Annotated in this window: 22 protein-coding genes; 10 read left to right on the top strand and 12 right to left on the bottom strand. The window is 66.4% G+C overall.

Annotated elements, in window-relative coordinates; genetic code table 11:
• Window positions 1-80 precede the first annotated feature (80 nt).
• A complete protein-coding gene (locus tag ACO06P_RS09105) occupies window positions 81-848 on the top strand; it encodes an SDR family NAD(P)-dependent oxidoreductase (protein ID WP_420349798.1) in 768 nt (255 codons plus the stop codon).
• Here ACO06P_RS09105 and ACO06P_RS09110 read toward each other — a convergent pair.
• The gene (locus ACO06P_RS09110; RefSeq protein WP_420349799.1) at window positions 845-3,160 is read right to left on the bottom strand and encodes an ATP-dependent helicase; all 2,316 of its coding nucleotides are present in this window, start codon (window positions 3,158-3,160) and stop codon (window positions 845-847) included. The two genes, ACO06P_RS09105 and ACO06P_RS09110, sit on opposite strands and share 4 nt — an antisense overlap.
• A gap of 221 nt (window positions 3,161-3,381) precedes the next feature.
• Here ACO06P_RS09110 and ACO06P_RS09115 point away from each other — a divergent pair, with 221 nt between their 5' ends.
• A complete protein-coding gene (locus ACO06P_RS09115; protein WP_420349800.1) occupies window positions 3,382-4,521 on the top strand; it encodes a succinylglutamate desuccinylase/aspartoacylase family protein in 1,140 nt (379 codons plus the stop codon).
• A gap of 240 nt (window positions 4,522-4,761) precedes the next feature.
• Window positions 4,762-5,799 carry a S1C family serine protease gene (locus ACO06P_RS09120; RefSeq protein ID WP_420349801.1) on the top strand — a complete coding sequence of 346 codons (1,038 nt, stop codon included), beginning with the start codon at window positions 4,762-4,764 and terminating at the stop codon, window positions 5,797-5,799.
• Between the two features lie 72 nt (window positions 5,800-5,871).
• Here ACO06P_RS09120 and ACO06P_RS09125 read toward each other — a convergent pair whose 3' ends face one another.
• Window positions 5,872-6,702 carry a class I SAM-dependent methyltransferase gene (locus ACO06P_RS09125; protein ID WP_420349802.1) on the bottom strand — a complete coding sequence of 277 codons (831 nt, stop codon included), beginning with the start codon at window positions 6,700-6,702 and terminating at the stop codon, window positions 5,872-5,874.
• A gap of 191 nt (window positions 6,703-6,893) precedes the next feature.
• Here ACO06P_RS09125 and ACO06P_RS09130 point away from each other — a divergent pair, with 191 nt between their 5' ends.
• Window positions 6,894-7,592, top strand: coding sequence for a winged helix-turn-helix transcriptional regulator (locus tag ACO06P_RS09130; RefSeq protein ID WP_420349803.1), 699 nt, complete (start codon window positions 6,894-6,896; stop codon window positions 7,590-7,592).
• 87 nt (window positions 7,593-7,679) lie between these two features.
• Here ACO06P_RS09130 and ACO06P_RS09135 read toward each other — a convergent pair whose 3' ends face one another.
• On the bottom strand, window positions 7,680-7,868 hold the full coding sequence (locus tag ACO06P_RS09135) for a helix-turn-helix domain-containing protein (protein ID WP_420349804.1): 189 nt from the start codon (window positions 7,866-7,868) through the stop codon (window positions 7,680-7,682).
• A 265-nt stretch (window positions 7,869-8,133) separates the two neighbouring features.
• Between ACO06P_RS09135 and ACO06P_RS09140 the strand changes: the two genes are divergently transcribed.
• A complete protein-coding gene (locus tag ACO06P_RS09140; RefSeq protein ID WP_420349805.1) occupies window positions 8,134-9,036 on the top strand; it encodes a LysR family transcriptional regulator in 903 nt (300 codons plus the stop codon).
• 120 nt (window positions 9,037-9,156) lie between these two features.
• A complete protein-coding gene (locus ACO06P_RS09145; RefSeq protein WP_420349806.1) occupies window positions 9,157-9,924 on the top strand; it encodes a hypothetical protein in 768 nt (255 codons plus the stop codon).
• A gap of 170 nt (window positions 9,925-10,094) precedes the next feature.
• Here the strand turns inward: ACO06P_RS09145 and ACO06P_RS09150 are convergent, their stop codons facing one another.
• Window positions 10,095-11,903 carry a chloride channel protein gene (locus ACO06P_RS09150; RefSeq protein WP_420349807.1) on the bottom strand — a complete coding sequence of 603 codons (1,809 nt, stop codon included), beginning with the start codon at window positions 11,901-11,903 and terminating at the stop codon, window positions 10,095-10,097.
• A 372-nt stretch (window positions 11,904-12,275) separates the two neighbouring features.
• On the opposite strand from ACO06P_RS09150, the gene ACO06P_RS09155 reads away from it, so the two are divergent.
• Complete coding sequence (locus ACO06P_RS09155) at window positions 12,276-12,932, top strand: hypothetical protein (protein ID WP_420349808.1); 657 nt, start codon at window positions 12,276-12,278, stop codon at window positions 12,930-12,932.
• A 55-nt stretch (window positions 12,933-12,987) separates the two neighbouring features.
• Here ACO06P_RS09155 and ACO06P_RS09160 read toward each other — a convergent pair whose 3' ends face one another.
• Together ACO06P_RS09160 and ACO06P_RS09165 are read right to left on the bottom strand one after the other, a co-directional pair.
• Window positions 12,988-13,491 carry a pentapeptide repeat-containing protein gene (locus ACO06P_RS09160; RefSeq protein ID WP_420349809.1) on the bottom strand — a complete coding sequence of 168 codons (504 nt, stop codon included), beginning with the start codon at window positions 13,489-13,491 and terminating at the stop codon, window positions 12,988-12,990.
• A 58-nt stretch (window positions 13,492-13,549) separates the two neighbouring features.
• On the bottom strand, window positions 13,550-14,038 hold the full coding sequence (locus ACO06P_RS09165; RefSeq protein ID WP_420349810.1) for a thioesterase family protein: 489 nt from the start codon (window positions 14,036-14,038) through the stop codon (window positions 13,550-13,552).
• Window positions 14,039-14,343: 305 nt separating this feature from the next.
• Here ACO06P_RS09165 and ACO06P_RS09170 point away from each other — a divergent pair, with 305 nt between their 5' ends.
• The 3 genes from ACO06P_RS09170 (at window position 14,344) to ACO06P_RS09180 (ending at window position 17,311) form a co-directional block, all read left to right on the top strand.
• Entirely contained in the window at window positions 14,344-15,306 is a 963-nt protein-coding gene (locus ACO06P_RS09170; RefSeq protein WP_420349811.1) for a hypothetical protein, read from the top strand.
• Between the two features lie 432 nt (window positions 15,307-15,738).
• Complete coding sequence (locus ACO06P_RS09175; RefSeq protein WP_421935175.1) at window positions 15,739-16,656, top strand: MlaA family lipoprotein; 918 nt, start codon at window positions 15,739-15,741, stop codon at window positions 16,654-16,656.
• 4 nt (window positions 16,657-16,660) lie between these two features.
• A complete protein-coding gene (locus ACO06P_RS09180; protein ID WP_420349813.1) occupies window positions 16,661-17,311 on the top strand; it encodes an MlaC/ttg2D family ABC transporter substrate-binding protein in 651 nt (216 codons plus the stop codon).
• Window positions 17,312-17,320: 9 nt separating this feature from the next.
• Here the strand turns inward: ACO06P_RS09180 and ACO06P_RS09185 are convergent, their stop codons facing one another.
• The 6 genes from ACO06P_RS09185 to ACO06P_RS09210 form a co-directional block, all read right to left on the bottom strand.
• Window positions 17,321-18,343, bottom strand: a complete 1,023-nt coding sequence (locus tag ACO06P_RS09185) for a Gfo/Idh/MocA family protein (protein WP_420349814.1) — start codon at window positions 18,341-18,343, stop codon at window positions 17,321-17,323.
• A gap of 3 nt (window positions 18,344-18,346) precedes the next feature.
• Window positions 18,347-20,023, bottom strand: coding sequence for an energy-dependent translational throttle protein EttA (gene ettA, locus ACO06P_RS09190; RefSeq protein WP_420349815.1), 1,677 nt, complete (start codon window positions 20,021-20,023; stop codon window positions 18,347-18,349).
• Between the two features lie 130 nt (window positions 20,024-20,153).
• Window positions 20,154-21,425, bottom strand: coding sequence for a TRAP transporter large permease (locus tag ACO06P_RS09195; protein WP_420349816.1), 1,272 nt, complete (start codon window positions 21,423-21,425; stop codon window positions 20,154-20,156).
• Window positions 21,426-21,953: a TRAP transporter small permease gene (locus tag ACO06P_RS09200; protein ID WP_420349817.1), complete on the bottom strand. Its 528-nt coding sequence runs from the start codon at window positions 21,951-21,953 to the stop codon at window positions 21,426-21,428. It abuts the gene before it with no gap.
• Between the two features lie 94 nt (window positions 21,954-22,047).
• A complete protein-coding gene (dctP, locus tag ACO06P_RS09205) occupies window positions 22,048-23,046 on the bottom strand; it encodes a TRAP transporter substrate-binding protein DctP (protein ID WP_420349818.1) in 999 nt (332 codons plus the stop codon).
• Between the two features lie 83 nt (window positions 23,047-23,129).
• Window positions 23,130-24,590 (bottom strand): pyridoxal phosphate-dependent decarboxylase family protein, encoded by a 1,461-nt coding sequence (locus tag ACO06P_RS09210; RefSeq protein WP_420349819.1) that lies wholly within the window; start codon window positions 24,588-24,590, stop codon window positions 23,130-23,132.
• Between the last annotated feature and the right edge of the window lie 31 nt (window positions 24,591-24,621).

Below are 24,621 nucleotides of genomic sequence, written 5' to 3' on the forward strand. Positions count from 1 at the left end.
CATACACGTAACGAACGGGAACGCAATAGTCGAATCGAGAAGCAGCCGCGACGCGGAAACATCAAAGGGGAGACCACCTCATGACCGCCTTGAACGAGTCGAACGCGTTGATCATCGGGGGGTCGAGCGGGATCGGCTTGGCCATTGCCGCCGGTTTTCGCCAAGCCGGTGCGCGGGTCGCCATAGCCGGGCGGCGCCAAAATAAGGTTGAAGCGGCGGTGCAGCAGCTCAATGCCGCGACTGGCGTCGATGCCCCCCCGGCCAGCGGTTTTACCGCCGATGTGACCGATCTTGAGGCGATCAAGCGCCTCGGCCGGTCGTTTGCGGAACGCCTAGGGCCTCTCGACAGCTTGGTCACCTGCCAGGGTACGACCATGCTTCAACCTGCCGGTGAATTCAGCGAAGGCGACTATGACCACCTTATGGACACCAACCTCAAAAGCGTGTTCTTCGCCTGCACCCATCTCGCCGCACCGATGCTGGAGCGCGGTCGCGGCACTGTCATTACGATCGCCTCTCTGGCGGCGCACCGCGGTTGGCCCAATGCGGCGGTCTATGCCATGACAAAGCACGGCGTTCTGGGCTTAACCCGTACACTGGCAGTAGAATGGGCACCGCGCGGGGTTCGCATCAACTCAATTTCACCTGGTGTGTTTCTCACTGAACTCAACCGCAAGCGGATGTCATCGGAGCGCGCGGCAAGGCTGCGTGACCACACGCCGCTCGGTCGATTTGGCGAAACGTCGGAGTTGGTCGGCGCCGCTGTTTTCCTGGCTTCAGATGCGTCCAGCTATGTAACCGGCGCTGACCTCGTGGTCGATGGCGGTTATCTCGCCAGCGGGATCTAGCCGGCCTGGTCGGCGGGCACGACGAAGCTGGCGATGACCTTCTTGTCGCCGGCCTTGTCGAAACGGATGTTGAGGCGCTCGCCCTCCACCGAGGCGATGGAGCCGTAGCCGAACTTCTGGTGGAACACCCGGTCGCCGCGCTGGAAGGCGCCGCTGCCGATGGTCTCGATCCGCGTCGGCGTCACGTCGATGAAGGGGGCACTCTCCTGGCCCTGGCGCGCCCGCGCCCGGCTGAGCCCCGGGCTCACCCGCGCCTCGCGCCAGGCGCCCATGCCTTCTCCCATGCCGCCGCCCATACCGCCGAAGGCGGAACTGGCGGCGCCGTAAATGCCCTGGTCGCTTTCCTGGGCGACATGCTCGCCCGGCAGTTCGTCGACAAAGCGCGAGGGAATCGCCGCCGCCCAGGAGCCGTGCATGCGCCGGTTGGCGGCAAAGGAGATGATCACCCGCTTGCGCGCGCGCGTCAGGCCGACGTAGGCCAGGCGGCGCTCCTCTTCCAGTCCGCGCCGCCCGGTTTCATCGAGGGCGCGCTGGTTGGGAAACAGCCCCTCCTCCCAGCCGGGCAGGAAAACGGTGTCGAACTCCAGGCCCTTGGCCGCGTGCAGGGTCATGATGGTGATGACGTCCTGGCCCTCCTGGGAAATCGCCTCCATCACCAGGGAGACATGCTCCAGAAAGCCGGCCAGGGTCTCGAACTCGCCCATGGCGTTGACCAGTTCCTTCAGGTTCTCCAGCCGGCCCGGCGCCTCCAGGGACTTGTCGTTCATCCACATCTCGGTGTAGCCGGATTCCTCCAGCACCATCTCCGCCAGTTCGGGGTGGGGCGTCGTCTCCGCCATCTCCCGCCAGCGGTCGAAGTCGGCCATCAGGGTGCCCAGCGCGCGGCGGGCCGCGGGGCGCAGTTCGTCGGTGTCCAGCAGGCGGCGCACCGCCAGGGTAAGCGGCACGTTGCCGGCCCGCGCGGTCTGATAGAGCAGCTGCAGGGTGGCGTTGCCCAGGCCGCGCTTGGGCTTGTTCATGATGCGCTCGAAGGCGAGATCGTCGTCGAACGACTGGATGACACGCAGGTAGGCCAGCGCGTCGCGGATCTCCATGCGTTCGTAAAACCGCGGGCCGCCGACCACGCGGTAGGGCAGGCCGAGGGTGATGAAGCGCTCCTCGAACTCCCGGGTCTGGGCGCCGGTGCGCACCAGGATGGCGATCTCCTTCAGGTCCAGGGCCTTGTCCCGGGCCTGCATGGCCTCGATCTCCTCGCCGACGAAGCGGGCCTCGGCTTCGCCGTCCCAGAGGCCGCGCAGGCGTATGAGGTCGCCCTCATCGCCCTCGGTCCAGAGGGTCTTGCCCAGGCGCCCCTCGTTGTGGGCGATCAGGCCGGAAGCGGCGGCCAGGATGCGCCCGGTGGAGCGGTAGTTGCGCTCCAGCCGGACCACCTTGGCGCCGGGAAAGTCTTCCTCGAAACGCAGGATGTTGCCGACCTCGGCGCCGCGCCAGCCATAGATCGACTGGTCGTCGTCGCCGACGCAGCAGATGTTCTTGTGACCCTGGGCGAGCAGGCGCAGCCAGAGATACTGCGCCACGTTGGTGTCCTGGTATTCGTCCACCAGGATGTAGCGGAAGCGCCGGTGATAGTCGGCCAGCACTTCCGGCTCGTTCTGAAAGAGCGTCAGGTTGTGCAGCAGCAGGTCGCCGAAGTCGCAGGCGTTCAGGGTCCGCAGGCGCTCCTGATAGGCGGCGTAGAGCTCCACCGCACGGCCGCGGGCGAAATCGCCGGCCTCCCCGGCCGAGACCTTCTCCGGCGTCAGACCGCGGTCCTTCCAGCGCTCGAAGATCGACAGCAGGGCGCGGGCCGGCCACTTTTTTTCGTCGACCGATTCGGCCTGCAGGATCTGCTTCACCAGGCGGATCTGGTCGTCGGTGTCGAGGATGGTGAAGTTGCTGCGCAGGCCCACGGCCTCCGGATTGCGCCTGAGGATGCGCACGGCCATGGCGTGGAAGGTGCCGAGCCACCAGCCCTCCACCGAGGGCCGTTCCAGCAGAGCGGCGACCCGGTCCTTCATCTCCCGCGCCGCCTTGTTGGTGAAGGTGACCGCCAGGATCTCCCCCGGCGAACGGGCGCGCCCGGTCATCAGCAGATGCGCCAGACGGGTGGTCAGCACGCGGGTCTTGCCGGTGCCGGCGCCGGCCAGCACCAGGACCGGGCCATCCAGGGCCTCCACCGCGGCGCGCTGGCCCTCGTTCAGGGCGTCGAGATAGGGATAGGGCCGGAGCGCAGTCGTGGCCGCCCCGGGGCTTGAGACTTGGGGATCTGACATGACCCCTTTATAGCGCATGCCAAGCGGATGCTCACGCGCGGAAAGGCCCCCTGGAGGGGCAACTGACGCATCCCTGCCAGCCGACCCGGCCAGGACCCGGCAAGGACCCGGCAAGGCCCCGGTAAGGACCCGGCAAGGCCCGGCCTTGACCGGGGGCAGCGCTGCCCCTTTCATGCCGCGGTCGCCTTCCACAAGTCGCCTTCCACAACAGGACCCCTGCCATGCCCCCAAGGACCGAAACCATCCCCCTGCTCGCGGTAAGCCCCGGCACCAGCCGGGTTCTTACGGTTCATCGTTTCGGTCAGTCAGGCGCCCGGCCCAAGGCCTACCTGCAGGCCTCCCTGCACGCCGACGAGACCCCCGGCCTGCTGGTCCAGCACCATCTCTATGGCCTGCTCGCCGCGGCAGAGGCGCGCGGCGAGATCCGCGGCGAGATCGTCCTGGTGCCCTACGCCAATCCCATCGGCCTCGCCCAGTTCGCCAACGGCATCCACCTCGGGCGCTACGAGGCCGGCGGCGGCGGCAACTTCAACCGCAACTGGCCGGACCTCTACTCCCCCATCGTCGACGGCCTGGCGGAGAAGCTGGGCAGCGACGAGGCAGCCAACGTGGAGGCGATCCGCGAAGCCCAGCGCGCGCATCTGGAGGCCCAAAGGCCCGGCAGCGAGCTGGAGTCGCTGCGGCTGACGCTGGCCTCTCTGGCGGTGGATGCCGATCTGGTCTGGGATCTGCATTGCGACGACGAGGCGCTGATGCACCTCTTCCTCATTCCGGCGCACTGGCCGCAGGCGGCGGACTTTGCCGCCGATCTGGGGTGCCGCGCCATACTCCTGGCGGAAGACTCCGGCGGCAATTCCTTTGACGAGACCTTCTCCACGCCCTGGACGCGGCTGGCCGAGCGCTATCCCCAGCACCCCATTCCCGCCGCCTGCCTCGCGGCGACGGTGGAACTGCGCGGCTTCGCCGACGTGGACGACGCCACCGCCGCCCGCGACGCCCAGGCGCTGTTTCACAGCCTGCAGCGCTTCGGCGTCGTTGCCGGCGACCCGCCGCCGCCGCCGACCCTGCTCTGCCAGGCCACACGCCTGGATGCGACGGATTCGGTGCGCGCACCGGCGACCGGCGTGCTGGCCTACACCGTGCAGTTGGGCGACGAGGTGGAAGCAGGGGACGTGATCGCCTGGATCGTCGATCCGACCGCGGTGCCGGAGCATGCCCGCCTGCCCGTCACCACCCGCGCTTCGGGCCTCGTGCTGTCGCGCCGCACCCAGCGCTATGCGCGCCCGGGCATGCCCATTGCGAAAGTGGTTGGAGAGGATGCGCTGCCGCACCGGCAGGGCGACTACCTTTTGGAGGATTGACGGCAGCCGGTCTTGCCGGAAGCACCGGCAGAGGACCCGAGGCCCGGCGGCACAGATACAGTCTTAAGAAGAAGACGTATCGGGACGTTCCTCCGGTCGGTAAACAGGGGTACGCAGTGGCGAGGCCTCCAGAACCCGTTTGACCACTGACAATAGGCAACAATACCGCCACACGCGCCGCGATCTCGTGCTATGGTTAAACAAACGCAGGGGGAAACGCCGCAGCCAAAGGAGAGCGGCATGTGGACTGAAGTGACGCGCCCGGTCTGGGCACGCCCCCTCTGTGTGATTTCCCGCAGCCCGGCTGCTTTGCTGGCGATCGCCGTTGTCGTGACGCTGACTGTGGCGACGCTGGCCGGCCAGACGGCCAAAGCGCAGTCCAATCCCCTGCGTGCCGTCGTCACGGTGCGCGCAGAGGTTCCGCCCGATGCCCGCACCGCCGGGACGCTGGGCACCGAACGCGAAGGCGGCGGTGTCGTCATCAGCGACAGCGGTCTGGTGCTGACGATCGGCTATCTGATTCTGGAGGCCGTCCAGGCGGAAGTCGAATTGCAGGACGGCGTGACCATCCCGGCCGAAATCGTTGCCTACGACTATGACACGGGCTTCGGCCTGCTGCGCCCGGCAACCCCCCTGAACGTCGCGCCCATCGAACTGGGCGATTCCGACGATCTGCCCGCGCAGACCCAGGTGCTGGTCGCCGGCCCGGACGGACCGAGCCCGGCCATGGTGGTTTCCCGGCGTGAGTTCGCAGGCTACTGGGAATACCTGCTGGACAGCGCCATCTTCACCGCCCCGCCCTACCGCAGCTTCGGCGGCGCGGCGCTCATCGGCTCCGACGGGCGCCTCCTGGGCATCGGCTCGCTGATCGTCGGCGATGCCCTGACCGAAGGCGGACAGTTCCCCGGCAACATGTTCGTGCCGATCTCCCTGCTGGAGCCGATCATGGACGATCTGATGCGCCAGGGCCGCGCCGGCGGGCCGGCGAAACCCTGGCTCGGCCTCTTCACCGAGGAGGTCCGCGGCAAGGTCTTCATCAACCGGGTCTCCCCCGGCGGCCCCGCCGCCTCGGCGGGCATCACACAGAACGACATCATCGTCGCCGTGCAGGGCGAGCCGGTCAGCACCCTGGCCGACTTCTACCGCAAGGTCTGGTCCCTGGGCAGCGCCGGGATCGATGTGCCGCTCACCATCCTGAAGGGCGATAACGGGTTTCGCGAAGTCTCCGTGAAGTCCGGCGACCGCTACGACTATCTGAAGCTGAACCCGACCTATTAGGCGACCGCCGTTCCACGGCAAAAGGGACCCGCGCGAAGCGGGTCCCTTTCGCTTGGGCGAACCTGGCGGGGATCAGGCTTTGCGGATCACCACCTCGACGTAGTCCGACGGCAGCACCAGCGTCCCGTCGCTCGCGGTGTTGAAGCGCGTCAGCAGGGCGCGCAGATCGGCATCGAGGGCGTCGCTGGCCTCGCCGAGCGCGAGATAGGCCTTATGAATAGGGCCGTAGTAGCGGCGAAAGACATCAATGAAGTGATCAACGGAAAGATAACGGAAGGTGAACTGACGCGGCGTCAGGTCGATTGAGGCCGCAGCTTCGCCGAAGAGTTCGCGCAGGGCCTGCTCCGTGCCCCAGCGCGCGGGCGACTGCACCCCCTCAGGCGGCGGCAGGTGTTTGCCGAGGGTCTTGAAGACCTGGCCGATGAAGCCCTCCGGCGTCCAGTTGGCCAGCGCGATGACCCCGCCGGAGCGGCAGACCCGGGCCAACTCCGCCGCGGCCTTGGCCTGATCCGGCGTAAACATGACGCCGTAGGTCGAGAGCACCGCATCGAAGCTGGCGTCGGGATACGGCAGGGCTTCGGCATCCGCAATCTCGAAGGCCACTTCCAGGCGCTCCGCCGCCGCGCGGGCCCTGGCTTTGTCGAGCAGCGTCTCGACATAGTCGGTCGCGGTGACCTGGCAGAAACGCCGGGCCGCGGCCAGAGTGGCATTGCCGTTACCGGCGGCCACATCCAGAACTTTGGCGCCGGGGCGCAGATCGGCAGTCTCGCAAAGCTGCTCGCCGACGATCTGAAGGGTCGTGCCGATGATGGCGTAGTCGCCGGAGGCCCAGGCGGCCTGCTGCTTGGCCTTTACCGCGTCCAGTCCGGTGGCGGGTTGGGTTTGTTGCAGGGCAACAGTCATGGTGTCAGTTCCTTAAAGATGCGCCCGATGACGGGGCAGGGCCCCGGGGGCGCGCATAAGCGGCGCCGGGGGAGATGTCACAGGCCGCCCCTGCCGCGCCAGTTCAGAAACTGAATCGACCCGATATAGATTCTGAACTCGGGACTGGGCTAGGATCGGGGCAAAACAGAAAGCGGAACGGGGGAAATCCGATGACCAGCGGCAGCTACCAACAGTTCTGTCCGGTCTCCATGGCTGCGGAAATCCTTTGCACGCGCTGGACCATGGTCCTGGTGCGCGAACTGGTGGCCGGCACGACACGCTTCAACGAACTGCGCCGCGGCATGCCGCGGATGTCGCCGGCGCTGCTGTCAAAGCGCCTGAAGGAACTGGAAGATAACGGCATTGTGAAGAAAGTGCCCGTCCCGGGGGAGCCCGGCGTGATGGAGTACCACCTGACCCCCTCCGGCAAGGAACTGGGCCCGATCGTCGACGCCATGGGGATCTGGGGACAGCGCTGGACCGAGACCCAGCCCCAGTTGGAGAAGCTGGATGCCGGCCTTCTGATGTGGGACATGCGCCGGAACATTCGTGTTCCCGAACTGCCGCGCCAGCGCTCTGTGATCCAGTTCATCTACCCGGAGCGCCGCCCGACGGAGCGGAACTGGTGGCTCGTGGTCGACCCCAAGGAGGGGGTGGACCTCTGTATGGTCGAACCGGGATTCGACGTCGACCTCTTCGTCCAAGCCGACCTGCGCACCATGACGGCGGTCTGGATGGGCCTGGAAACCCTGGCCAAAGCGATCAAGGACGATCGCATCGTGCTGACCGGAGACAAGGCGCTGCAGAAAAACATGCTGAACTGGCTCGGCCTCAATCAGCTCGCTTCGGTCCCCAAACAGGTGGCGTGACCCTTCAGAAGGCCGCCACCCCCCGCAGAACGCGAGCGCCTGAAGCGAGACGTCCGTTCGTTGCCCTGGGCCGGCTGCGGAGTTGGATTAGTCGCGGAAAAACGCGGTCACCGGAAGCTCCAACAGTTCCGAGAGGCGGTAGAGCAGCCCCGGGGGCATGCGGTCGCGGTCTTCCTCGAACCGTTTGACCTGCTCAGGGCTGATGCCGAGCATTGCGCCCAACTCGTCCCGGCTGAGATTGCGCTCCTCGCGCGCCAGGCAAATCAGCTTTCCCAATCGACAGTCTTTCGGAGTCACCGGCCAAGCTCCCACATCTCGCCCTCTATCCCATCGGGGCAACGGACCGCGGACACCAGTTTGATAAAACTAAAAGATGAATCAATTCTCCATAAACTCACCCGACACAGCGTAGCTCTTTGCATGTTCCGTTGATTCGTGATACTGACTGGAACAATAATGTTCCCAAACTTTTCGGCGCGCGCGCGATGCTGCGGCCCCGATTTATGCGACGTTCCGCGATGTTCGAGGGTCCAGCGGCGTTTTGAATCATCCCACCAGTCCCCCCGATGCCGACGGCCGTCAGCCTTCGACGCTGTTCGACATCCTCCGGTCCTTTACCACCCTGGCGCGTACTCTGAATCTTTCGGAGACGGTCGAGATCCTTGGCGTTACCCGCCAGACGGTGCGCCGGCACATCCGCAGCCTGGAAGACATGAAGGGGATCAAACTGCTGGAGTTGCGCAACAGGCGCTACTTCCTGACCGAAGCGGGGGAACAGCACCGCCGGGAAGCCGAGCATATCCTGGCCATGGCCGAAAGCTGGCTGTCGAACCGGAGCGTTCGCACGCGCGGCCTGAGTTCACTGGATCGGGTCAACTACCGGGATGCAAGCGGCTATTCTTTTCACGCCCAGCAGCACCACCTGAGCCGCATCTGGCACGATGGGCCGCCGATGCTGCGGCGCGGCTTCGAGGCCTGGTCGCGGGCGGAACTGCAGCTCGAGCACCCGGCGATGACGGAGATGAAGCCTTACCGCCTCGTCTATCGCCGCCGGGAAGATGCCTGGCTCTGCGTGGAGATCGGCGAGAAATCCTCTTATGCCACCTGGCTTGGCTGGGAGTGGGCCAAGAGCGCGATCGGCCGGTTCTCCCAGGAAGATCCGGCGGGCACAGACTTCGACAGCTTCATGTCGCAGGCCTACCCGAAGGTCTTCGAGGATGGCAGCGCTCGCTTGGACCACATCTGCGGCAAGATCCCGCGCACCCGCAACGGGCCCGCAATTCCGGTCCGTTTCCAGCGTCTTCTCCTGGGCTGCGTCTTTCCCGACGGCGAGCCTGCGCTGACGCTTTTCGTGGCGCGCACGAACACCATCTCGATTTCCGACCTCAACCTGGAGGAACTGCCGGAAATGGATGAGGACCTCCTAATGGAGTACGAGATTTAGTAGGCTCTCACCCAGGCGCCACAGGCCCAGAGTGCAATCTTCACCTAGCTTCTAACCCAACGGGCATAAATACCGCTAACCTCTGTCTTCGTACCCAAGCGAAGGCAAAGGAGCCTCAGTATGCCCGCAGATCGTCTGTTTTCCGAAATCCAGTTCGTCAGCGCGATCACCGAAATCGCCGCGCGCAACGCCATCGAGATCGAAATCAGCTCGGATTTCGATGAATTCCGCGATCTGCGACAGCAGCAGAGCGACCGGCCTCCGCTATCGCCGATCTTCGATCCCGCGATTTCCGACCTGGGGCCCAGAAATGCCTTTTGGATCAAGGGCTCCAACGGCAAGGGCGACATCGTCCACACCCAGGCCATGCGGCTCAACGATCTGACCGGCTGCAGTCTGGAAGAACATCTGCACCAACGCCGCTTCGCCTATGTGCCGCCGGGGGTGGCGGTCGATGCGGACCGGTCCAGCTTCGGCGCGGCTCCGGCCTCTCAATTCATCACCGGCAGCGTCTGCTATCACGGCGAACTCTGGCTGAAGGGCGGCAACAACGGGCTGCGCGGCGGCGGGATGACGGCCGTGCTGCCGCGTCTCGCCCTCGCCCTGGCGCTGCTCGAATGGTCGCCGGACTACATTTTTGGCCTCGTCCCTCCCCTGGCGGCCTGCAAGGGTCTGGCCGCGCGCGAGGGCTATATGCATCTCGCCCCCGGTGGGATCATCTGGCATCCCCAGGATGGCGAGGAGGCTTTCGAGGAATGGCTTGTCTGGATGAGCCGCGAGGACCTTCAGCACGTCATGCGCTTCTCGCCGCTCGGGCTCTACGAAAAGCTCGACCGCAAGAGCAAGAAGCGGCAGGTCTTCGCCGAGCGGGTCGCCGTGGCGGCATGACCGGCAGGCACAGGCAATCGGAGGCAGGCCAGTCACAGGGCCGGTGACAGGGCCGGTGACAGGGCCGGTGACAGGGCCGTTTACAGGACCGGTGACAGGGCCGGAGCTTGGGCCGCCGGTGCGCCGGCGCCAGGGATCGGCGCTGGGGACCGGTGGGACCGCGGGTGCGGTCAGGCCTTGTAGCGGCGCCGGCTGGAGGTAGCCTCCCCCCGCTCTTCGGCGCGCGCCGTGTCCAGGGCCCGCTGATAGGCCAGCATCACCTCGTGCTCATGTGCCAGGCCGCGCATGAGCATGGACTGCTTGTCGGCGACCACGGGCACATGAGGCTCACCGGTAAGGTTGTAGACCTTCACAGCGGCCTCCAAATGATCGCCGATCTGCAGCACCGCCGGCACCGCACGGGCGACGTCGGCTGCGGTCAGCTCTGAATCGTGGCTGGTGTCGAAGGCGGCTTCGTGCAGATCGGCATAGGTGATCACGCCGCAGAGCTTCTCCTCCGCGCCGATGACGAAGAGCTCGCCCCAGGGGGCGGACTGCAGCTTCAGACGCACCTCGGCGATCGGCGTGTCGAGACCGACGGAGGAGAAGCGGTTGTCCATGACCGAAGAGATCTTGATGCGGCGCATCAGCCCGGTCTGATGTCCGCCACGCACGGAAACGCCGCGCCGCTCGAGCTGCCAGACAAAGAATGAGCGCCCATGCACCTGCTGCGTCACGACGGAGGCGATGACCGTCGCCAGCATCACGGCTATCGTCAGTTCGTAGTCGTTGGTCAGTTCGAAGATCATCAGAATGGTCGAGATCGGCGCACCGAGCACGGCGCCGGTGACCGCCCCCATGCCGATCATGGTGTAGGCGCCGTGCCCGGACGACAGATCGGGGAAAGCCTGGGTGGCGATGACGCCGAAGGCACCGCCGACCATGGCGCCGATGAAGAGCGAGGGCGAAAAGACGCCACCGGCGAAGCCGCTGCCCAGGCAGATCGCGGTGGCCGCCGTCTTGGCGACGATCAGGGCGAAGAGCAGCCACAGAGGATAGAGATCCGAAAGGGCCGCATCCGTCGCTTCGTAGCCGACGCCCACCACCTGGGGAAACGCCAGCGCGATCGCGCCCAGCAGCAGGCCGCCGAAGGCGGGGGCCGACCAACTGGGAATCGGCAGCTTGGCGACCACATCCTCGGTGAACATGATCGAGCGCATGAAAATGATCGCCGCGGCGGCAGAGACGAGGCCCAGCAGGGCGAAGGCCGGAAACTCCCAGAACGACACGATCAGCCAGTTTTCCGGCAGGATAAAGGCCGGAAAGTCGCCGTAGTGAGCGCGGCTGATCAGAGTCCCGGTGACCGAGGCGATGACGATGGGCGCAAAGGCCGACAGGGCATAGTGGCCGACCACCACCTCCAGGGCGAAGAAGGCGCCGGCGATGGGCGCGTTGAACGAGGCCGCGACCCCGGCGGCAACGCCGCAGCCGAGCAGGGTGCGGGCCAGCACCCGGCCGAGATGCAGACGCTTGGCCAGCCATGACCCAAGGGAAGCGCCGAGGTGCACCACCGGGCCTTCGCGGCCGACCGATGCCCCGACACCGATGGAGGCGGCGCTGGCGATGGCGGCGCGGATTCCGGTGGTCAGCGACATCCGCCCGTCCAGCAGCGCCGAGGCCTCGATCACGTGAGGCACCCCTTGAGGCCTGCCATCCGGCAGCGTGTAGCGGATGAAAAGGCCGACGGCGAGACCGCCCAGGGTGGGAACCACGAGAACCTGCCACCACGGCAGCTTTCCGATTTCCGTGGCCACCGCCTCGCTGCTGAAGCCGTAGACCAGCCACTGGATGCCGCCGATCGCATCCCGAAACGCAATCGCCGCCCCGCCGGCGGCGGCCCCGATCACCACGGCAAGCACCGACAGAACGACCTGGTCGTTGCGGCCGAAGCGGCGCAGGGGGATGACGACACGCTTGCGGAGGACGCGCGACGGCCTCATGGCGCACAACGCCTGCCGCGCCGCGGTCTGCAGGCGCCGTCCTTGCCGCTGCCAGGCAGGCAGGGCGCCGTCATCTCTGTCCTGCCCTCATGTCTGTCCCACAGTACGCTTCGCCCGGGAAATCCGTCAGCGCGCACCCGCCGACCGTGGAACTATAGTCGGCAAAGCCGGACCATGTCGTTAACCTTCGGCAATTACCCACGGCCATGCCCCGGCGTCTCGCAACCCGGCGTCTCGCAAAGACGTGACCACCAGGCCCGGACAGCGGACGCCGCCGGGCTTTCCTCCGCCCGCGCTGAAACCCACATAAGAAAAGCTGGAAAGCTGCGCCGGCTCCGGCATTCAGATGTCCGAATCTCGAGGAGGAGCACAATGAACAAGCTGACGAGCCTGTCCCGAAGGCGCGCGCTGGGCGTCGCCCTGGGTGCAGGGCTTGGCTTCGCCGGCTCCAAAAGGCTCACCGCTGCGGCCACGGTCCTGACCCCACAGCAGAGTGCCGGCCCGTTTTATCCTCCACGCCTGCCCGCCGACTCCGATTTCGACCTCACCCGGGTAGAGGGCCGCAGCGCCCGCGCCGCGGGAACGGTGGTCGAGGTCGTCGGGCGGGTGAGCGACGAAGCCGGGCGCCCCCTGGCCGGCGGCCGGGTGGAAATCTGGCAGTGTGACGCTTTCGGTTTCTACCACCACCCGCGCGACCGCGGCGGCCGCGCCGACCCGAACTTTCAGGGTTTCGGACGCGTGACCCTGGGCGCCGAAGGGCTCTACCGCTTCACCACCATCCAGCCCGTCGCCTATCCGGGGCGCACGCCGCACATCCACTTCGCCGTTTCCGGGCCGGGGGTCGAGCGCCTGACAACCCAGATGTACCTGGCCGGCGAGCCGCTGAACGCCCGCGACTTCCTCTACAACGCCATCCGCGACCCGGCTGCGCGGGCCAGCGTGACCGTCGCCTTCGAAGAAGGGCCGGAGGGCGGGCCACCACGCGGCCGCTTCGATCTGGTGTTGGGGCGTAGCCTGCAGACGCAGTAGCGGCGGAGGCCCTGCAGACCCACGGGTCCACCCAGCGGCGCACTCGCCGGCACGCTCAGTTGCAGCGGCCGATCGAGCCCTCCGCGCAGACCCTTTCTCCATCCGTCCAGGTGACGCCGCTCAGATCGGCCTGCGCCAGATCGGCGCCTTCCAGCCTGGCGTCGGTCAGGTCGGCCCCCCGCAGGTTGGCCCGGAACAGCCGCGCCCGCCGGAGATCGGCGGCGGTCAGGTTCGCATCGCTAAGGTCCGCCTTGGTGAGGTCGGCTTCCTGCAGGTTGGCCTCCACGAAGCTGGCTTCGCTCAGGGTCGCATTGACGAACTTGGCGCGAAACGCGCTGACGTTGTCGAGCACCGTGGCGCTCAGATCTGCGCGGAAAAAGCTGGCATCGCGCAGTTCCGCCGCGGTCAGGTCCACGGCATTGAGCGGCAAGCGATCAAAGACGCAGCGGCGCCAATTCACCTCCGGCCCCGGGGGGTCGGTGCAGGCTGCTATCGCTTCGGATACAGGCCCCAGGAAAAAGAAGGCCAGGGTCAGGAAAAGAGCGCGGACAGAAATCATGGGCGTAAGCTTCACCATCGCGGAGGCGAAAGGGCAACGGAAAATTTTCCGAAGCCGATCACAGAGCCGGGAGGGCCGGCTTCTCGATCAGCCGCCCCGCCTCCGCCGGCAGGGGGAGTGCCTGGTGGGCCGCCAGAACGCTGGCCAGGCGCCCGCGGACGCCTTCCGGCATCAGCGCCACCCGCCGGTGATTGAGATCGACATAAAGGCTCAGGCTTTCCATGGTCGCAGCCAGAAACCCCTCTTCCGCGTGATACATTCTGTTGAAGAAGCGGAGGCGTTTGTCGTCGAAGCCCAGGAGTTGGCTGGTGATCCGCAGACCGTCGCCCTCGGCCACCTCTCGCTGGTAAGTCAGTCGGATGTCGGCGGCAAACGTGGAGCCGCCGCAGGCCTCGCGGTGGGCGGCGTCAAGCCCGAGATAGTCGAGAAACGCATCGGTCGCGTGGTCAAAGGCCAGAAGATAGTAGGCAACGTTCATATGTCCGTTGTAATCGATCCATTCCGGAAGGACCTCGCCGCGATAGCGGTCGAAGGGTGACTCGATCATTCCCCCGCTTCTCCTCGATCATCTGGCCGCCCGCCATGGGACATCCTGTCGCAGCCGAAGGCCCGGCGCGCGCCCCGACCGTTGTCGTCATCGGGATCGACCGGAGATGGGGGCCGACCACGGATGGGGATCGGCCGGCAATCGCCGGTTACGCGTGACAGCGCGCCAGAACATAGATCATTGGCCCGGCGCCTCAAAGCCGTTAGCGTTCCAGCCCTCGTGCCCGGGACAGGGGGCGCCGTCACGCAGCGGGCCCGGTCTGGGCGAAGGATGGCCGGGCAGAACATGGGCGTGCAAGAGAACGAATGAGCAGAGTCCTGGCGTTTCTCGGCGGCCACGCCACCTGGGTGCTGTTCCTGGGCGTCTTTCTCGGGCTGGCCCTGCCGGGCCTGGCCGAGCTTGCCCGTCCGCTGCTGGCGCCGGCCGTGGCCGTTCTGTTGACCGCGACGCTGGTGCGGGTGGACTGGCAGGTCATGATGATGCATGCCCGCCGCCCCTGGGTAACGGGCCTGGTGACGGCCTGGCTGTTGCTGGGCTGCCCGTTGTTGATGACGGCGCTTCTGGCGCTGTCGCCGCTGCCGTCGAGCCTGTTCATGGCGCTGGTCCTCATGGCGGCCGCGCCGCCGATCCTCAGCGCGGCGCCGATTGCGCTGATGCTCGGGCTGGATGGGGCGCTGGCCGTGGTCGTCGGACTGACCGCCACCCTCCTCACGCCGCTGACGGTTCCTCCGCTGGCCCTGGCGCTTCTGGGCCTGACTCTCGATATCGGCGTCGTCGACTTCATGCTGCGTCTCTCGGCGATCATCGCCGGCTCTTTCCTGGCCGCCTTTGCCATCCGCCGCATCCTGGGCGGCGAGCGTCTGACCCGGATCGCGGGCCACATCGACGGGCTGGTCGTGGTCGTGATGCTGGTCTTCGCCGTGGCCATCATGGACGGCGTGACCGAGACGCTGCTGCGGGATCCGGCAACCGTCGGCCTTTGGCTCCTGGCCGCCTTCATCGCCAACCCTGCCTTGCAACTGCTCGGCACACTCGCTTTCTGTTGGCTGGGCCGCCGCGCGGCGCTGACGGTGGGGCTGGTCTCCGGCAATTGCAACATGGGCCTGCTGCTCGCCGCCTTCCCGCCGGGAACCGACTTCGGCATCGTCCTCTACTTCGCTGTCGCGCAGTTGCCGATGTACATGTTGCCGGCCTTGCTGGCGCCCCTTTACCGACGGGTCCTGGGTCCGCCGGAAGGCCCCAAGAGCAGCTCGGTCAAGACCGGCTAGCATCCCGTCGCGGGATCGCGAAAACCGCAGCGGAATGCCGGGTTTCGGCTGCTCCGACCGTGCAGGCGATGGTTGCGGCATTTCTGCAACAGTGATGCAAAGCGACGACAGTGTTGAAGGTGTAACCCCTAGTCTTTCCCGGCGCTCTATGATACGGGAAATCGTTGGTTTGGCCTGTCCCGTTAACTGGGCAAAGCGGCAGTTTCCTAAGGGTTCGTTAACTGACATTTGTCACGTTCAACGGATTCTTCGACCGATAGGGTTCGGTGTCCTGAGGGTTCGGGCTCTGCGTTGGACTGGCATCATGGAGCGTTTGCATCGGTGCATTGCCGAGCGAACTCATGTTTGACCGGGCAGAGGCCTCGGGCGGCTGAAAGCCAGATTTTTGGGTTTGTTTTCGGGGGTATGGTGATCTCTTCGGTTCCGCAAGCTTTGCGTTCTCTTCTCGCCTGTTTCGTTTTAACCGTCGCTCTGGGAGCCTGCGCCACCGCGCCCGGGCCCGCAGCAACCGGCGCCGGCGGGCCCGCTGCCGCCACCGAAGTCGCCAATCGGCAGGTCGAGGGCGAAGCAACCGGCGGGCGCGCGATCCCCGAGCAGGTCGCCCAGGCGGCATCCGACGACTGGGCGCAGAGCGATGCCGACGATTTCGGCCCCGAGCCGGACGACAATGATCCCCTCGAGATTCCCAACCGCATGTTCTTCGCTTTCAACGAAGCGCTGGATTTCGCGGTAATCCGCCCGGTCGCCGTGACCTATCGCTTCATCGTTCCCAGCGGCGTGCGCAATTCGGTGCGCAACTTCCTGCGCAACCTGCGCAGCCCCGTGATCCTGGCCAACGATCTGCTGCAGGGCGATCTGGAAAGGGCCGAAACCACGGCCGCCCGCTTCTTCATCAACTCGACCCTCGGGCTGCTGGGGCTTTTCGATATCGCCGCCGACTCCGGCTACCCCTATCACAGCGAGGACTTCGGCCAGACGCTGGGCACCTATGGCGCCGGCGAGGGCTTCTATCTGGTGCTGCCGATCCTCGGCCCCTCTTCCGTGCGCGACGCCGGCGGGCTCGTCGTCGACACGCTGATCGATCCGCTGACCTATATCGCGCCCGAAGGCGTCGGCGTGGCCCGCGCCGTGACCACCGGCGTCGACCTGCGGTCGCGCACCATCGACGAACTGGACGAGCTGAAGCGCGACTCGCTCGACTTCTATGCACGCATTCGCTCGCTCTATCGGCAGAACCGGGAAAGCGAGATCAACAACGGCGCACCGCCTGCCGACGCGCCGGAGTTTTCGGAACTGCCCGAGGAGGGGGTTTCCTCCGGTACCGACCAGAGCAGCGCGGTGGTAGACTGAAACCATGTCGATCCGGACCCTCACACCTCTGGTGACGCCGCTGGCAGCGCTCGTCGTGGTGATCTTCACCCTGACGGCAGCGCCTGCGGCCGCCTTCAACAACCAGCAGGCGACAGACTTCCTGGGCAGCCTGCAGGAGCGCGCGGTCGCGGAGCTGAGCGACGCTTCGATCAGCAACAACGAAAAGGAAGAGCGCTTCCGCACGCTCTTCAACCAGAGTTTCGATGTCCCGGCCATCGGCCGCTTCGTCCTCGGCCGCTACTGGCGCGGCGCCTCGGATGAGGACCGGGACGCGTTCCTTGCGGTTTTCGAGGATGTCATCGTCCAGCGCTTCCTGCCGCTGCTGACGGAGAACAGCGACCGGCGCTTCGAGATCGGCACCGTTACGCCGATCCGGGACCGCAACGACATGGCCTTCGTGAATTCCCAGATCCCGCGCGCCGACGGCGAGCCCTACAAGGTCAGCTGGCGCATCCGCGAAAAAGAAGGCCAGTACAAGATCCTCGACATCCGCGCCGAGGGGGTCAGCATGGCGCAGACCCTGCGCTCCGAGTACGGCACGGTGATCAAGCGCAACGGCGGCAAGTTGAGTGCCCTGACCGCGGCGTTGCGCGAGAAGGTCTCCGGCGCCGCCTTCGCCCCCCAGCAACAGTAGCTGAACCGCTCAGCCCGACCGCGCCGTCGCGGTCTTTATCGCCTCGATGACGGCGAGGCTGCGCGCGGCCTCGCGTCCCGAAACCAGCGGCTCCTCAGCCCCCTGAATGACGCGGCAGAAATGCCGCATCTGCTCGACCAGCGGGTCGGCCGCCGGAACATCGACAGGCGTTCCGGATATCGGCTGCCACCAGCCGCGCGCGTCCCCCTGCCGCCAGAGCCGCAGATTGGGCAACGCCAATGAACCATGGGTGCCGCCGATGAGATAGCAGGCCTCGTCGGTCTGCGGGTAGACAGGGTTCTCCTTGGCGGTCATCTCCCAGCTCCAGGGCCCGACGATGGTGTCGGAAACCACAACCGTGCCCAGCGCGCCGTTCTCGAAGGTCAGCAGAACGGCCGCCGTATCTTCCACCTCGTTGCCCCGGACGGCCTGGGAGTCCCGCGCCAGGACCGACACGATCTCGCCGCAGAGATGGCGCAGCAGGTCGATGTCGTGGATCAGGTTGATGAAGACCGGGCCGGCCCCGGCTTTCCGGCGCCAGGCGGCATCGAAGTAGTCGTCCGGCTTGTAGAGCCAGCACATGCCGTGGATGGCAACGATGCGTCCGATGGCGCCCTCGTCGATGAGCGCCTTGGCCTTGCGGATCAGCGGGTTGTGGCGCCGGTGATGCCCGACCAGGATGGCGACGCCGGCGGCCTCCGCCGCCTCCACCAATCTCTGCGCGGCAGAGGCCGTAGTGGAGATCGGCTTTTCAATGAGCATCGGCAGGCCGGCGGCGACACAGTCCAGGCCCTGGGCTTCGTGGAGCTGATTGGGGGTGGCAAGGATGACGCCGTCGGGCTTGCCGCTGTCGAAGAGCCCGGCGAGGTCCGGGTACCAGGGCACACCGCATTCGCCGGCAAAGCCTTGCGCCGCCGTGTCGGGATCGACCACGGCGACCAGCCGCGCCTCGGGCACGGCCGCGATCGCCGCCGCATGACGCCGGCCCATAAGCCCGGCGCCGGCCAAAGCGATGCCGAGGCCGTCGGTCATCCGTCAGCGGCTGAGCGGCTTGTACTTGATCCGGTGCGGCTGGTCAGCGGCGGCCCCCAGGCGGCGGTGGCGGTCCGCCTCGTAGTCCTGGTAGTTGCCCTCGAACCAGACCACCTGGCTATCCCCCTCGAACGCCAGGATGTGGGTGGCGATGCGGTCCAGGAACCAGCGGTCGTGCGAGGTCACCAGCACGCAGCCGGCAAACTCGACGATGGCCTCTTCCAGGGAGCGCAGCGTGTCGACGTCCAGATCGTTGGTCGGTTCGTCCAGCAGCAGGACGTTCGCCGCTTCCCGCAGCATCTTGGCCAGATGGACCCGGTTGCGCTCGCCGCCGGAAAGCTGGCCGACCTTTTTCTGCTGGTCGCTGCCCTTGAAGTTGAAGGCGCCGACATAGGCGCGCGACTGGGTCTCGTGCTTGCCGAGCTGGATCACGTCCAACCCGTCGGAGATTTCCTCCCAGACCGTCTTCTCGCCGGCCAGGGAGTCGCGGCTCTGGTCGACGTAGCCAAGCTTCACGGTCTCGCCCACCTTCAGGCTGCCGCTGTCCGGCTGCTCCTGGCCGGTGATCATGCGGAACAGGGTGGTCTTGCCGGCGCCGTTGGGCCCGATGATGCCGACGATGGCGCCGGCCGGAATCTTGAAGCTGAGATCGTCGATCAGCAGCTTGTCGCCGAAGGCCTTGGAGATGTGTTCGGCCTCGATCACCAGATCGCCCAGGCGCGGGCCCGCCGGCACGGTGATGCGCCCGGGCTCCGGCGCCTTGTCGGCGGCGTCCGCCAAAAGCGTCTCATAGGCCTGCACGCGGGCCTTGGACTTGGCCTGGCGCGCGCGCGGGCTCTGGCGGATCCACTCCAGTTCCTGTTTCAGCACCCTTTGCCGCCCGGACTCGGTCTTCTCCTCCTGGGCCAGCCGCTTTTCCTTCTGCTCCAGCCAGGAGGTGTAGTTGCCCTCGAAGGGCAGTCCGCGGCCGCGGTCCAATTCCAGAATCCAGCCGGCGACGTTGTCCAGGAAGTAGCGGTCGTGGGTGACGGCCACCACGGTGCCTGGATACTCTTCCAGAAAGCGCTCCAGCCAGCCCACGGACTCCGCGTCCAGGTGGTTGGTCGGCTCGTCCAGCAGCAGCATATCCGGCTTTTTCAGAAGGAGCTGGCAGAGCGCCACGCGGCGGCGCTCGCCGCCGGACAGTTTGGTCACGTCGGATTCCCCCGGCGGGCAGCGCAGGGCATCCATGGCGATGTCGACCTTGCGATCGAGGTCCCAGGCATCGGCGGCGTCGATCTTTTCCTGCAGCTCCGCCTGCTCGGTGATCAGCTTGTCCATCTCGTCGGGATCGGCCTCGGCAAAGGCGTTGCTGACCTCCTCGAAGCGGTCCAGCAGCGCCTTGGTCTCGGCCACGCCCTCGAAGACATTGCCGGCCACGTCCTTGTCCGGATCGAGCTGCGGTTCCTGCGGCAGGTAACCGACCTTGATGCCGTCGGCGGCGCGGGCCTCGCCGTTGATCTCCGTATCGATCCCGGCCATGACCTTCATCAGGGTCGACTTGCCCGCCCCGTTCAGGCCGAGGACGCCGATCTTGGCGCCGGGCAGAAAGAACAGGCGGATGTCCTTCAGGACCTGCTTGCCGCCAGGATAGGTCTTGGACACGCCGTCCATCTGATAGACGTACTGATAGGAGGCCATGGATACTCCGGCGCTGAAAGGCTGATGCATGGGAGGACGCGGCGAAACGCAGTCCGGGCGCGGGTTTTAGCCCATCGGGCCGCAGCGTGCAATCCGCCGTCGATGACAGCGGGGCGGCGTCCGGGCGGGGCTAGAACCAGAACGGGAGGAACAGCGCCAGATCCTGCCAGAACCACAGCAGCACCGCGGTGCAGAGCATCATCACGGCAAAGGGCCAGGCGCCCTTCACCACTTCCTCGATCCGCGCGCGGCCGACCGCCTGAATGACGAAGAGGTTGAGGCCGACGGGCGGCGTGATCAACGCGGTTTCGATGAGGACGACGAAGAAGATGCCGAACCAGATCGGGCTGATGCCCATGGCTTCCAGCGAAGGGAAGAGCACCGGGACCATGATCAGCAGCATCGAGAGCGCTTCCAGGAAGAAGCCGATGAGCAGCAGCACCCCGCCCACGGCGAGCATGAAAAATCCGGCGTCGGCGAAGGTGCTGGTCAGCACCTGGCTGATGGTCTGCGGGATTAGGTAGAGCGTGATGGCGTAGGAGAAGACCTTGGCCCCGGCGATGATCAGGAAGATCATCACCGTGGTGCGCATGGCGCTGTAGGTCGCCTCGCGCAGCTTTTCCCAGGTCATGCGGCGCATCGCAAAGGTGATGAGAAGCGCCAGCACGAAGCCGACCCCGGCGCTTTCCGACGGGGTGGCGATTCCGGCGTAGATGGAGCCGATGATGACGACGGCGAGAAGCACCGTGGGCAGGGCCAGCAGGCTGGCGGCGCGGCGCTCCGCCCAGCCCGCCTTTGCCAGCGGCGTATAGCCGCCGCCAAGCTTGGCGTAGAGCACGCCGTAGACGAGGAAGATCCCGGCGAGGAAGAGCCCCGGCCCGACGCCGGCCAGGAAAAGGGTCGGAATCGACTGCTCGGTGATCACGCCGTAGATGATCAGGGGAATGGACGGCGGAATGAGGATTCCCAGCGTGCCGCCTGCCGCCAGCATGCCGAGCACGAAGGGCCGGTCGTAGCCGCGCTTGGTCATCTCCGGGATCGCCACCGTACCGATGGTGGCCGCGGTGGCCACCGAAGACCCGGAGATTGCCGAGAACAGAGCGCAGGAGATCACCGTCGCAGCGCCCAGGCCACCGGGCCAGTGGCCGACCCAGGACTGCACGGCGGCAAAGAGGTCCTTCCCCACGCCGCCGCGCAGCAGCACGTTGGACATCAGGAGGAACAGCGGCACGGCCAGCAGTTCGAAGCTGTCCATGGTGCCGTAGAGCCGCTGGGGCACACCGATCATCGGCAGCCCCTTCAGGTAGAGCAGCACGATGCCCAGGCTGCCGACGGCAAAGGCCACCGGAACGCGCAGCACCAGCAGCACGACCAGCGCCAGCAGGATGAGGAAAGCTTCCACCTAGTGCATGCCCCCCGGCTGGTCGTCCGCCGCGCCGTGCCCGGCGCGCGGCGGTATGCCGACCGTCCATACGCGCAGGATCTCGACGAGACCTTGAATGAACAGCAGGCCGAGCCCGACCCAGATGGAGCCGTGGGTGATCCACTTCGGCGTCGCCAGAAAGGTGTCGGTGGTGTGGCCGGCGCGCGCGGCCTTCAGCCAGAGCTCGAAGCCGTACCAGCAGGCGACGCCGCAAAACAGCAGGATCGCCAGCAGGCCGAAGGTCTCCACCACCTTGCGCGCGACGGTCGTCGGGTCCTTGAAGGCGACCTCGATGAGGATCATGTCACGGTGCTTCAGCACGAAAGCAGCCGCCAGGAAGGTCGCCCAGATCTGAAAGATGCGCGAGACCTCGTCGACCCAGATGGTCGGCAGGGTGAAGACGTAGCGCATCACCACTTCGAAGGTGACGAAGAGGCCGATGGCGAAGAACATCCAGGCCGCCAGCTTGCCCGCAAGCTCGGAAATGGTGTCGATCAGCTTGATCACGGCGCGCGGCCCAGCATGACGTCGTCAAGAACGCGGAAACTTCGCAGCCGGGGGCGCGCCATGCCAGCGCAGCCCCCCGGCCCCGGGGTCCCGATCAGAACTTCTGGGCCTCTTCCACCACCTTGGCCGCCGTCGGGCCGCCTTCGCTGACGAAGCGGTCGACGACCGAGGCCGTGGCCTGGCGCCACTGTTCGCGCTCTTCGTCGCTCAGTTCGATGATGGTGATCTTGTCGCGCAGATAGGCCAAAGCCTCCGCTTCGATCTCGAAGACGCTGTCGCGCAGTTCCTGCTCCACCTTCGCGCCGCAGTCATCGACGATCCTGCGGTTGGCGTCGGAGAGGCCCTGATAGACCTCGTCGTTCATCACCGCAACGAACTCGATGTCGGAATCGTAGGTCAAGGTCATGTAGTCCATGACCTCGTAGAGCTTGCGCGACTTGGCGCCGGTGAGGCCGGTGATGCCGGCATCGACCGCGCCCTGCTGATAGGCCAGGAACTGCTTGGAGCCGGACATCAGGGTCGGCGCGGCCCCCAGGGCTTCGGCCGTCCAGCCCAGAAGCTTGCCGAAGGTGCGCACCTTCTTGCCCTTGATGTCGTCGGGCACGCGGATCGGGTCCTTGGAGAGATAGATGGTCCGCCCGAAGGCCTGCCACCAGAGGATGCGCGCGCCGGTCTCCTCCAGCACCGCCTGGTCGATGGCCGCCCGCGCCGGCGAGCCGGGGGCGGTGAACTTCGCCACCTTTTCAGGCGTATCCAGCAGGAAGGGCACATAGACCGCGTCGACCGCGGGCACGGAACCGGCGAAGCGGGTGAGCGAGGCGGTGCCCATTTCGACGGCGCCGGAGCCGACAGCCTCCGGTACCTGGTTGTCCTTGTAGAGCTGGGCCGAGGGGAAGATCTGGATGTCCAGTTCCTCGGTCTGCGCCTCCACGCAGCCTTTCCAGGCGTTCAGGTTCACACCCAGAGGGTGGGTTTCCGGCAGCTGCAGCGTTACACGGATGGCGGTATCGGCCTGGGCCGCGCCCCCTGCCGTCAGAAAGGCGGCCACGGCCGCCGCCCCCAAGAGAGCGGTCTTCTTCCCCAAGGTCTCCATAGTGTCCTCCCGTTCGCGCACCGGCTTTCGGCGCCGGCGCCTGTCGTGTCTTTTCGAGTTGGGGATTTTTCCCTGATCGGCGATCAATGTCCAGCGGTGCTATGCCAGGATTGCCCCTGCTCCGCGCGGCCCGATACGTTCCGGCCAAGCCGGGCGATCTCCGCCATGATCGCCGCGACGTCGTCCGGCGTAGTGCGCAGATTCATGAAGCAGGCGCGCAGGCCGAAGCGATCACCGATCCGCGCCGGCCCCAAAAAGGCCTTGCCGCTTTCCACAAGGCGCCGCAGCACCGCTTCGTTGCCGCGGTCGTCCAGGGCGACAAGGCGAAAGCAGACGCAGTTCAGGGTCACCGGGGCCAGAAGCTCGAAGTCTTCCGACTGCTCGGCCTGCACGCCCATCTGCCGCGCCAGCTCCATCATGCGCTCGATCACGCCAGCGAAGGCCTTGGACCCGAAGCGCCGCAGCGACCACCAGACCTTCAGCGCCTTGAAGCCGCGCGACAGTTGCGGGCCGTAGTTGGCGAAGTCGACGAAATCCGCGTCCTCCTCCAGCGCCAGATAACTCGGCGTGGAACTGAAGGCGTGGCGCAGGGCGGCAGCATCGCGCACCAGAACGCAGCCGGCCTCGAAGGAGGTGAAGAGGAACTTGTGCGGGTCCAGCGAGTGGGAGTCCGCGAGTTCGATGCCGGCCAGAGCCTGGCGATGCCGCGGACTGAGCGCCGTCAGCGCGCCGTAGGCGCCGTCGACATGGAGCCACAGACCCTGCGCGCGGCAGATGCCGGCAAGCGCTGCCAGGGGATCGATCGCGCCGGTCATCACCGTCCCCGCGTTGGCAACGACGCAGAATGGCTCCAGTCCCCGGGCGCGGTCCCGTTCGACGGCGTCCTGCAGGAGGTCGGGGCGAAGGCGAAACGCGTCGTCTGCGGGAATGCGCCGGAGATGATCGACGCCCAGGCCCAGGATGGAAACCGCCTTGTCGATGCTGCTGTGCGTCTGATCCGAGGTATAGAGCACCAGAGGCGCGGACCGGCCCTGGAGTCCCGCACCGCGGGCAGCCGCCCCCAGATGGCGGTCGCGGGCCGCCGTCAGGGCGATCAGGTTCGCCATCGATCCGCCACTGGCGATAAGCCCGCCGGCGGTCTCGCCGAGGCCGAAAAGGTCGGCAAACCAGCGGATGACCGTCTGCTCCACCGCGTTGGCCGCCGGCGAGAGGGTCCAGAGGTTGCAGTTCTGATTCAGGGTCGCTGCGACCGCCTCGGCAAAGGGCGAGACGGCATTGGGCGAGGGCTGAACATAAGGCAGGAACCGGGGGTGCGCGGTATGAGTGGCGTTGGGCAGGATGACGGCATCCAGTTCCTCGAAAAGGTCCTCCAGACGGCAGCCCTCCTCCGGAAGGGGGGCCGCCATGAGCCTTGCCAGCGCATCGCGGTCGACCCGCGGGTAAACCGGGCGCTGAGCGAGCCCGTCGTGGTAGTCGACCATGAAACGTTGTGTCAGCGCGGCCGCGCGCGCCATCTCCTCGGGGCAGAACTGCAGATCGGTCACGGGGCGTCCTCACGTCTTCGCAATCGGAAAC

It is taken from the genome of Pelagibius sp. (assembly GCF_965227505.1).
Classification (GTDB): Bacteria; Pseudomonadota; Alphaproteobacteria; order Kiloniellales; family Kiloniellaceae; genus Pelagibius.

Coding starts and splice junctions, on each gene's coding strand:
- ACO06P_RS09180 (WP_420349813.1), top strand. CDS start 16,661: ATGTCGATCCGGACCCTCACACCTCTGGTGACGCCGCTGGCAGCGCTC.
- ACO06P_RS09185 (WP_420349814.1), bottom strand. CDS start 18,343: ATGACCGACGGCCTCGGCATCGCTTTGGCCGGCGCCGGGCTTATGGGC.
- ACO06P_RS09115 (WP_420349800.1), top strand. CDS start 3,382: ATGCCCCCAAGGACCGAAACCATCCCCCTGCTCGCGGTAAGCCCCGGC.
- ACO06P_RS09105 (WP_420349798.1), top strand. CDS start 81: ATGACCGCCTTGAACGAGTCGAACGCGTTGATCATCGGGGGGTCGAGC.
- ettA (WP_420349815.1), bottom strand. CDS start 20,023: ATGGCCTCCTATCAGTACGTCTATCAGATGGACGGCGTGTCCAAGACC.
- ACO06P_RS09155 (WP_420349808.1), top strand. CDS start 12,276: ATGAACAAGCTGACGAGCCTGTCCCGAAGGCGCGCGCTGGGCGTCGCC.
- ACO06P_RS09165 (WP_420349810.1), bottom strand. CDS start 14,038: ATGATCGAGTCACCCTTCGACCGCTATCGCGGCGAGGTCCTTCCGGAA.
- ACO06P_RS09130 (WP_420349803.1), top strand. CDS start 6,894: ATGACCAGCGGCAGCTACCAACAGTTCTGTCCGGTCTCCATGGCTGCG.
- dctP (WP_420349818.1), bottom strand. CDS start 23,046: ATGGAGACCTTGGGGAAGAAGACCGCTCTCTTGGGGGCGGCGGCCGTG.
- ACO06P_RS09125 (WP_420349802.1), bottom strand. CDS start 6,702: ATGACTGTTGCCCTGCAACAAACCCAACCCGCCACCGGACTGGACGCG.
- ACO06P_RS09120 (WP_420349801.1), top strand. CDS start 4,762: ATGTGGACTGAAGTGACGCGCCCGGTCTGGGCACGCCCCCTCTGTGTG.
- ACO06P_RS09110 (WP_420349799.1), bottom strand. CDS start 3,160: ATGTCAGATCCCCAAGTCTCAAGCCCCGGGGCGGCCACGACTGCGCTC.
- ACO06P_RS09145 (WP_420349806.1), top strand. CDS start 9,157: ATGCCCGCAGATCGTCTGTTTTCCGAAATCCAGTTCGTCAGCGCGATC.
- ACO06P_RS09160 (WP_420349809.1), bottom strand. CDS start 13,491: ATGATTTCTGTCCGCGCTCTTTTCCTGACCCTGGCCTTCTTTTTCCTG.
- ACO06P_RS09170 (WP_420349811.1), top strand. CDS start 14,344: ATGAGCAGAGTCCTGGCGTTTCTCGGCGGCCACGCCACCTGGGTGCTG.
- ACO06P_RS09150 (WP_420349807.1), bottom strand. CDS start 11,903: ATGAGGCCGTCGCGCGTCCTCCGCAAGCGTGTCGTCATCCCCCTGCGC.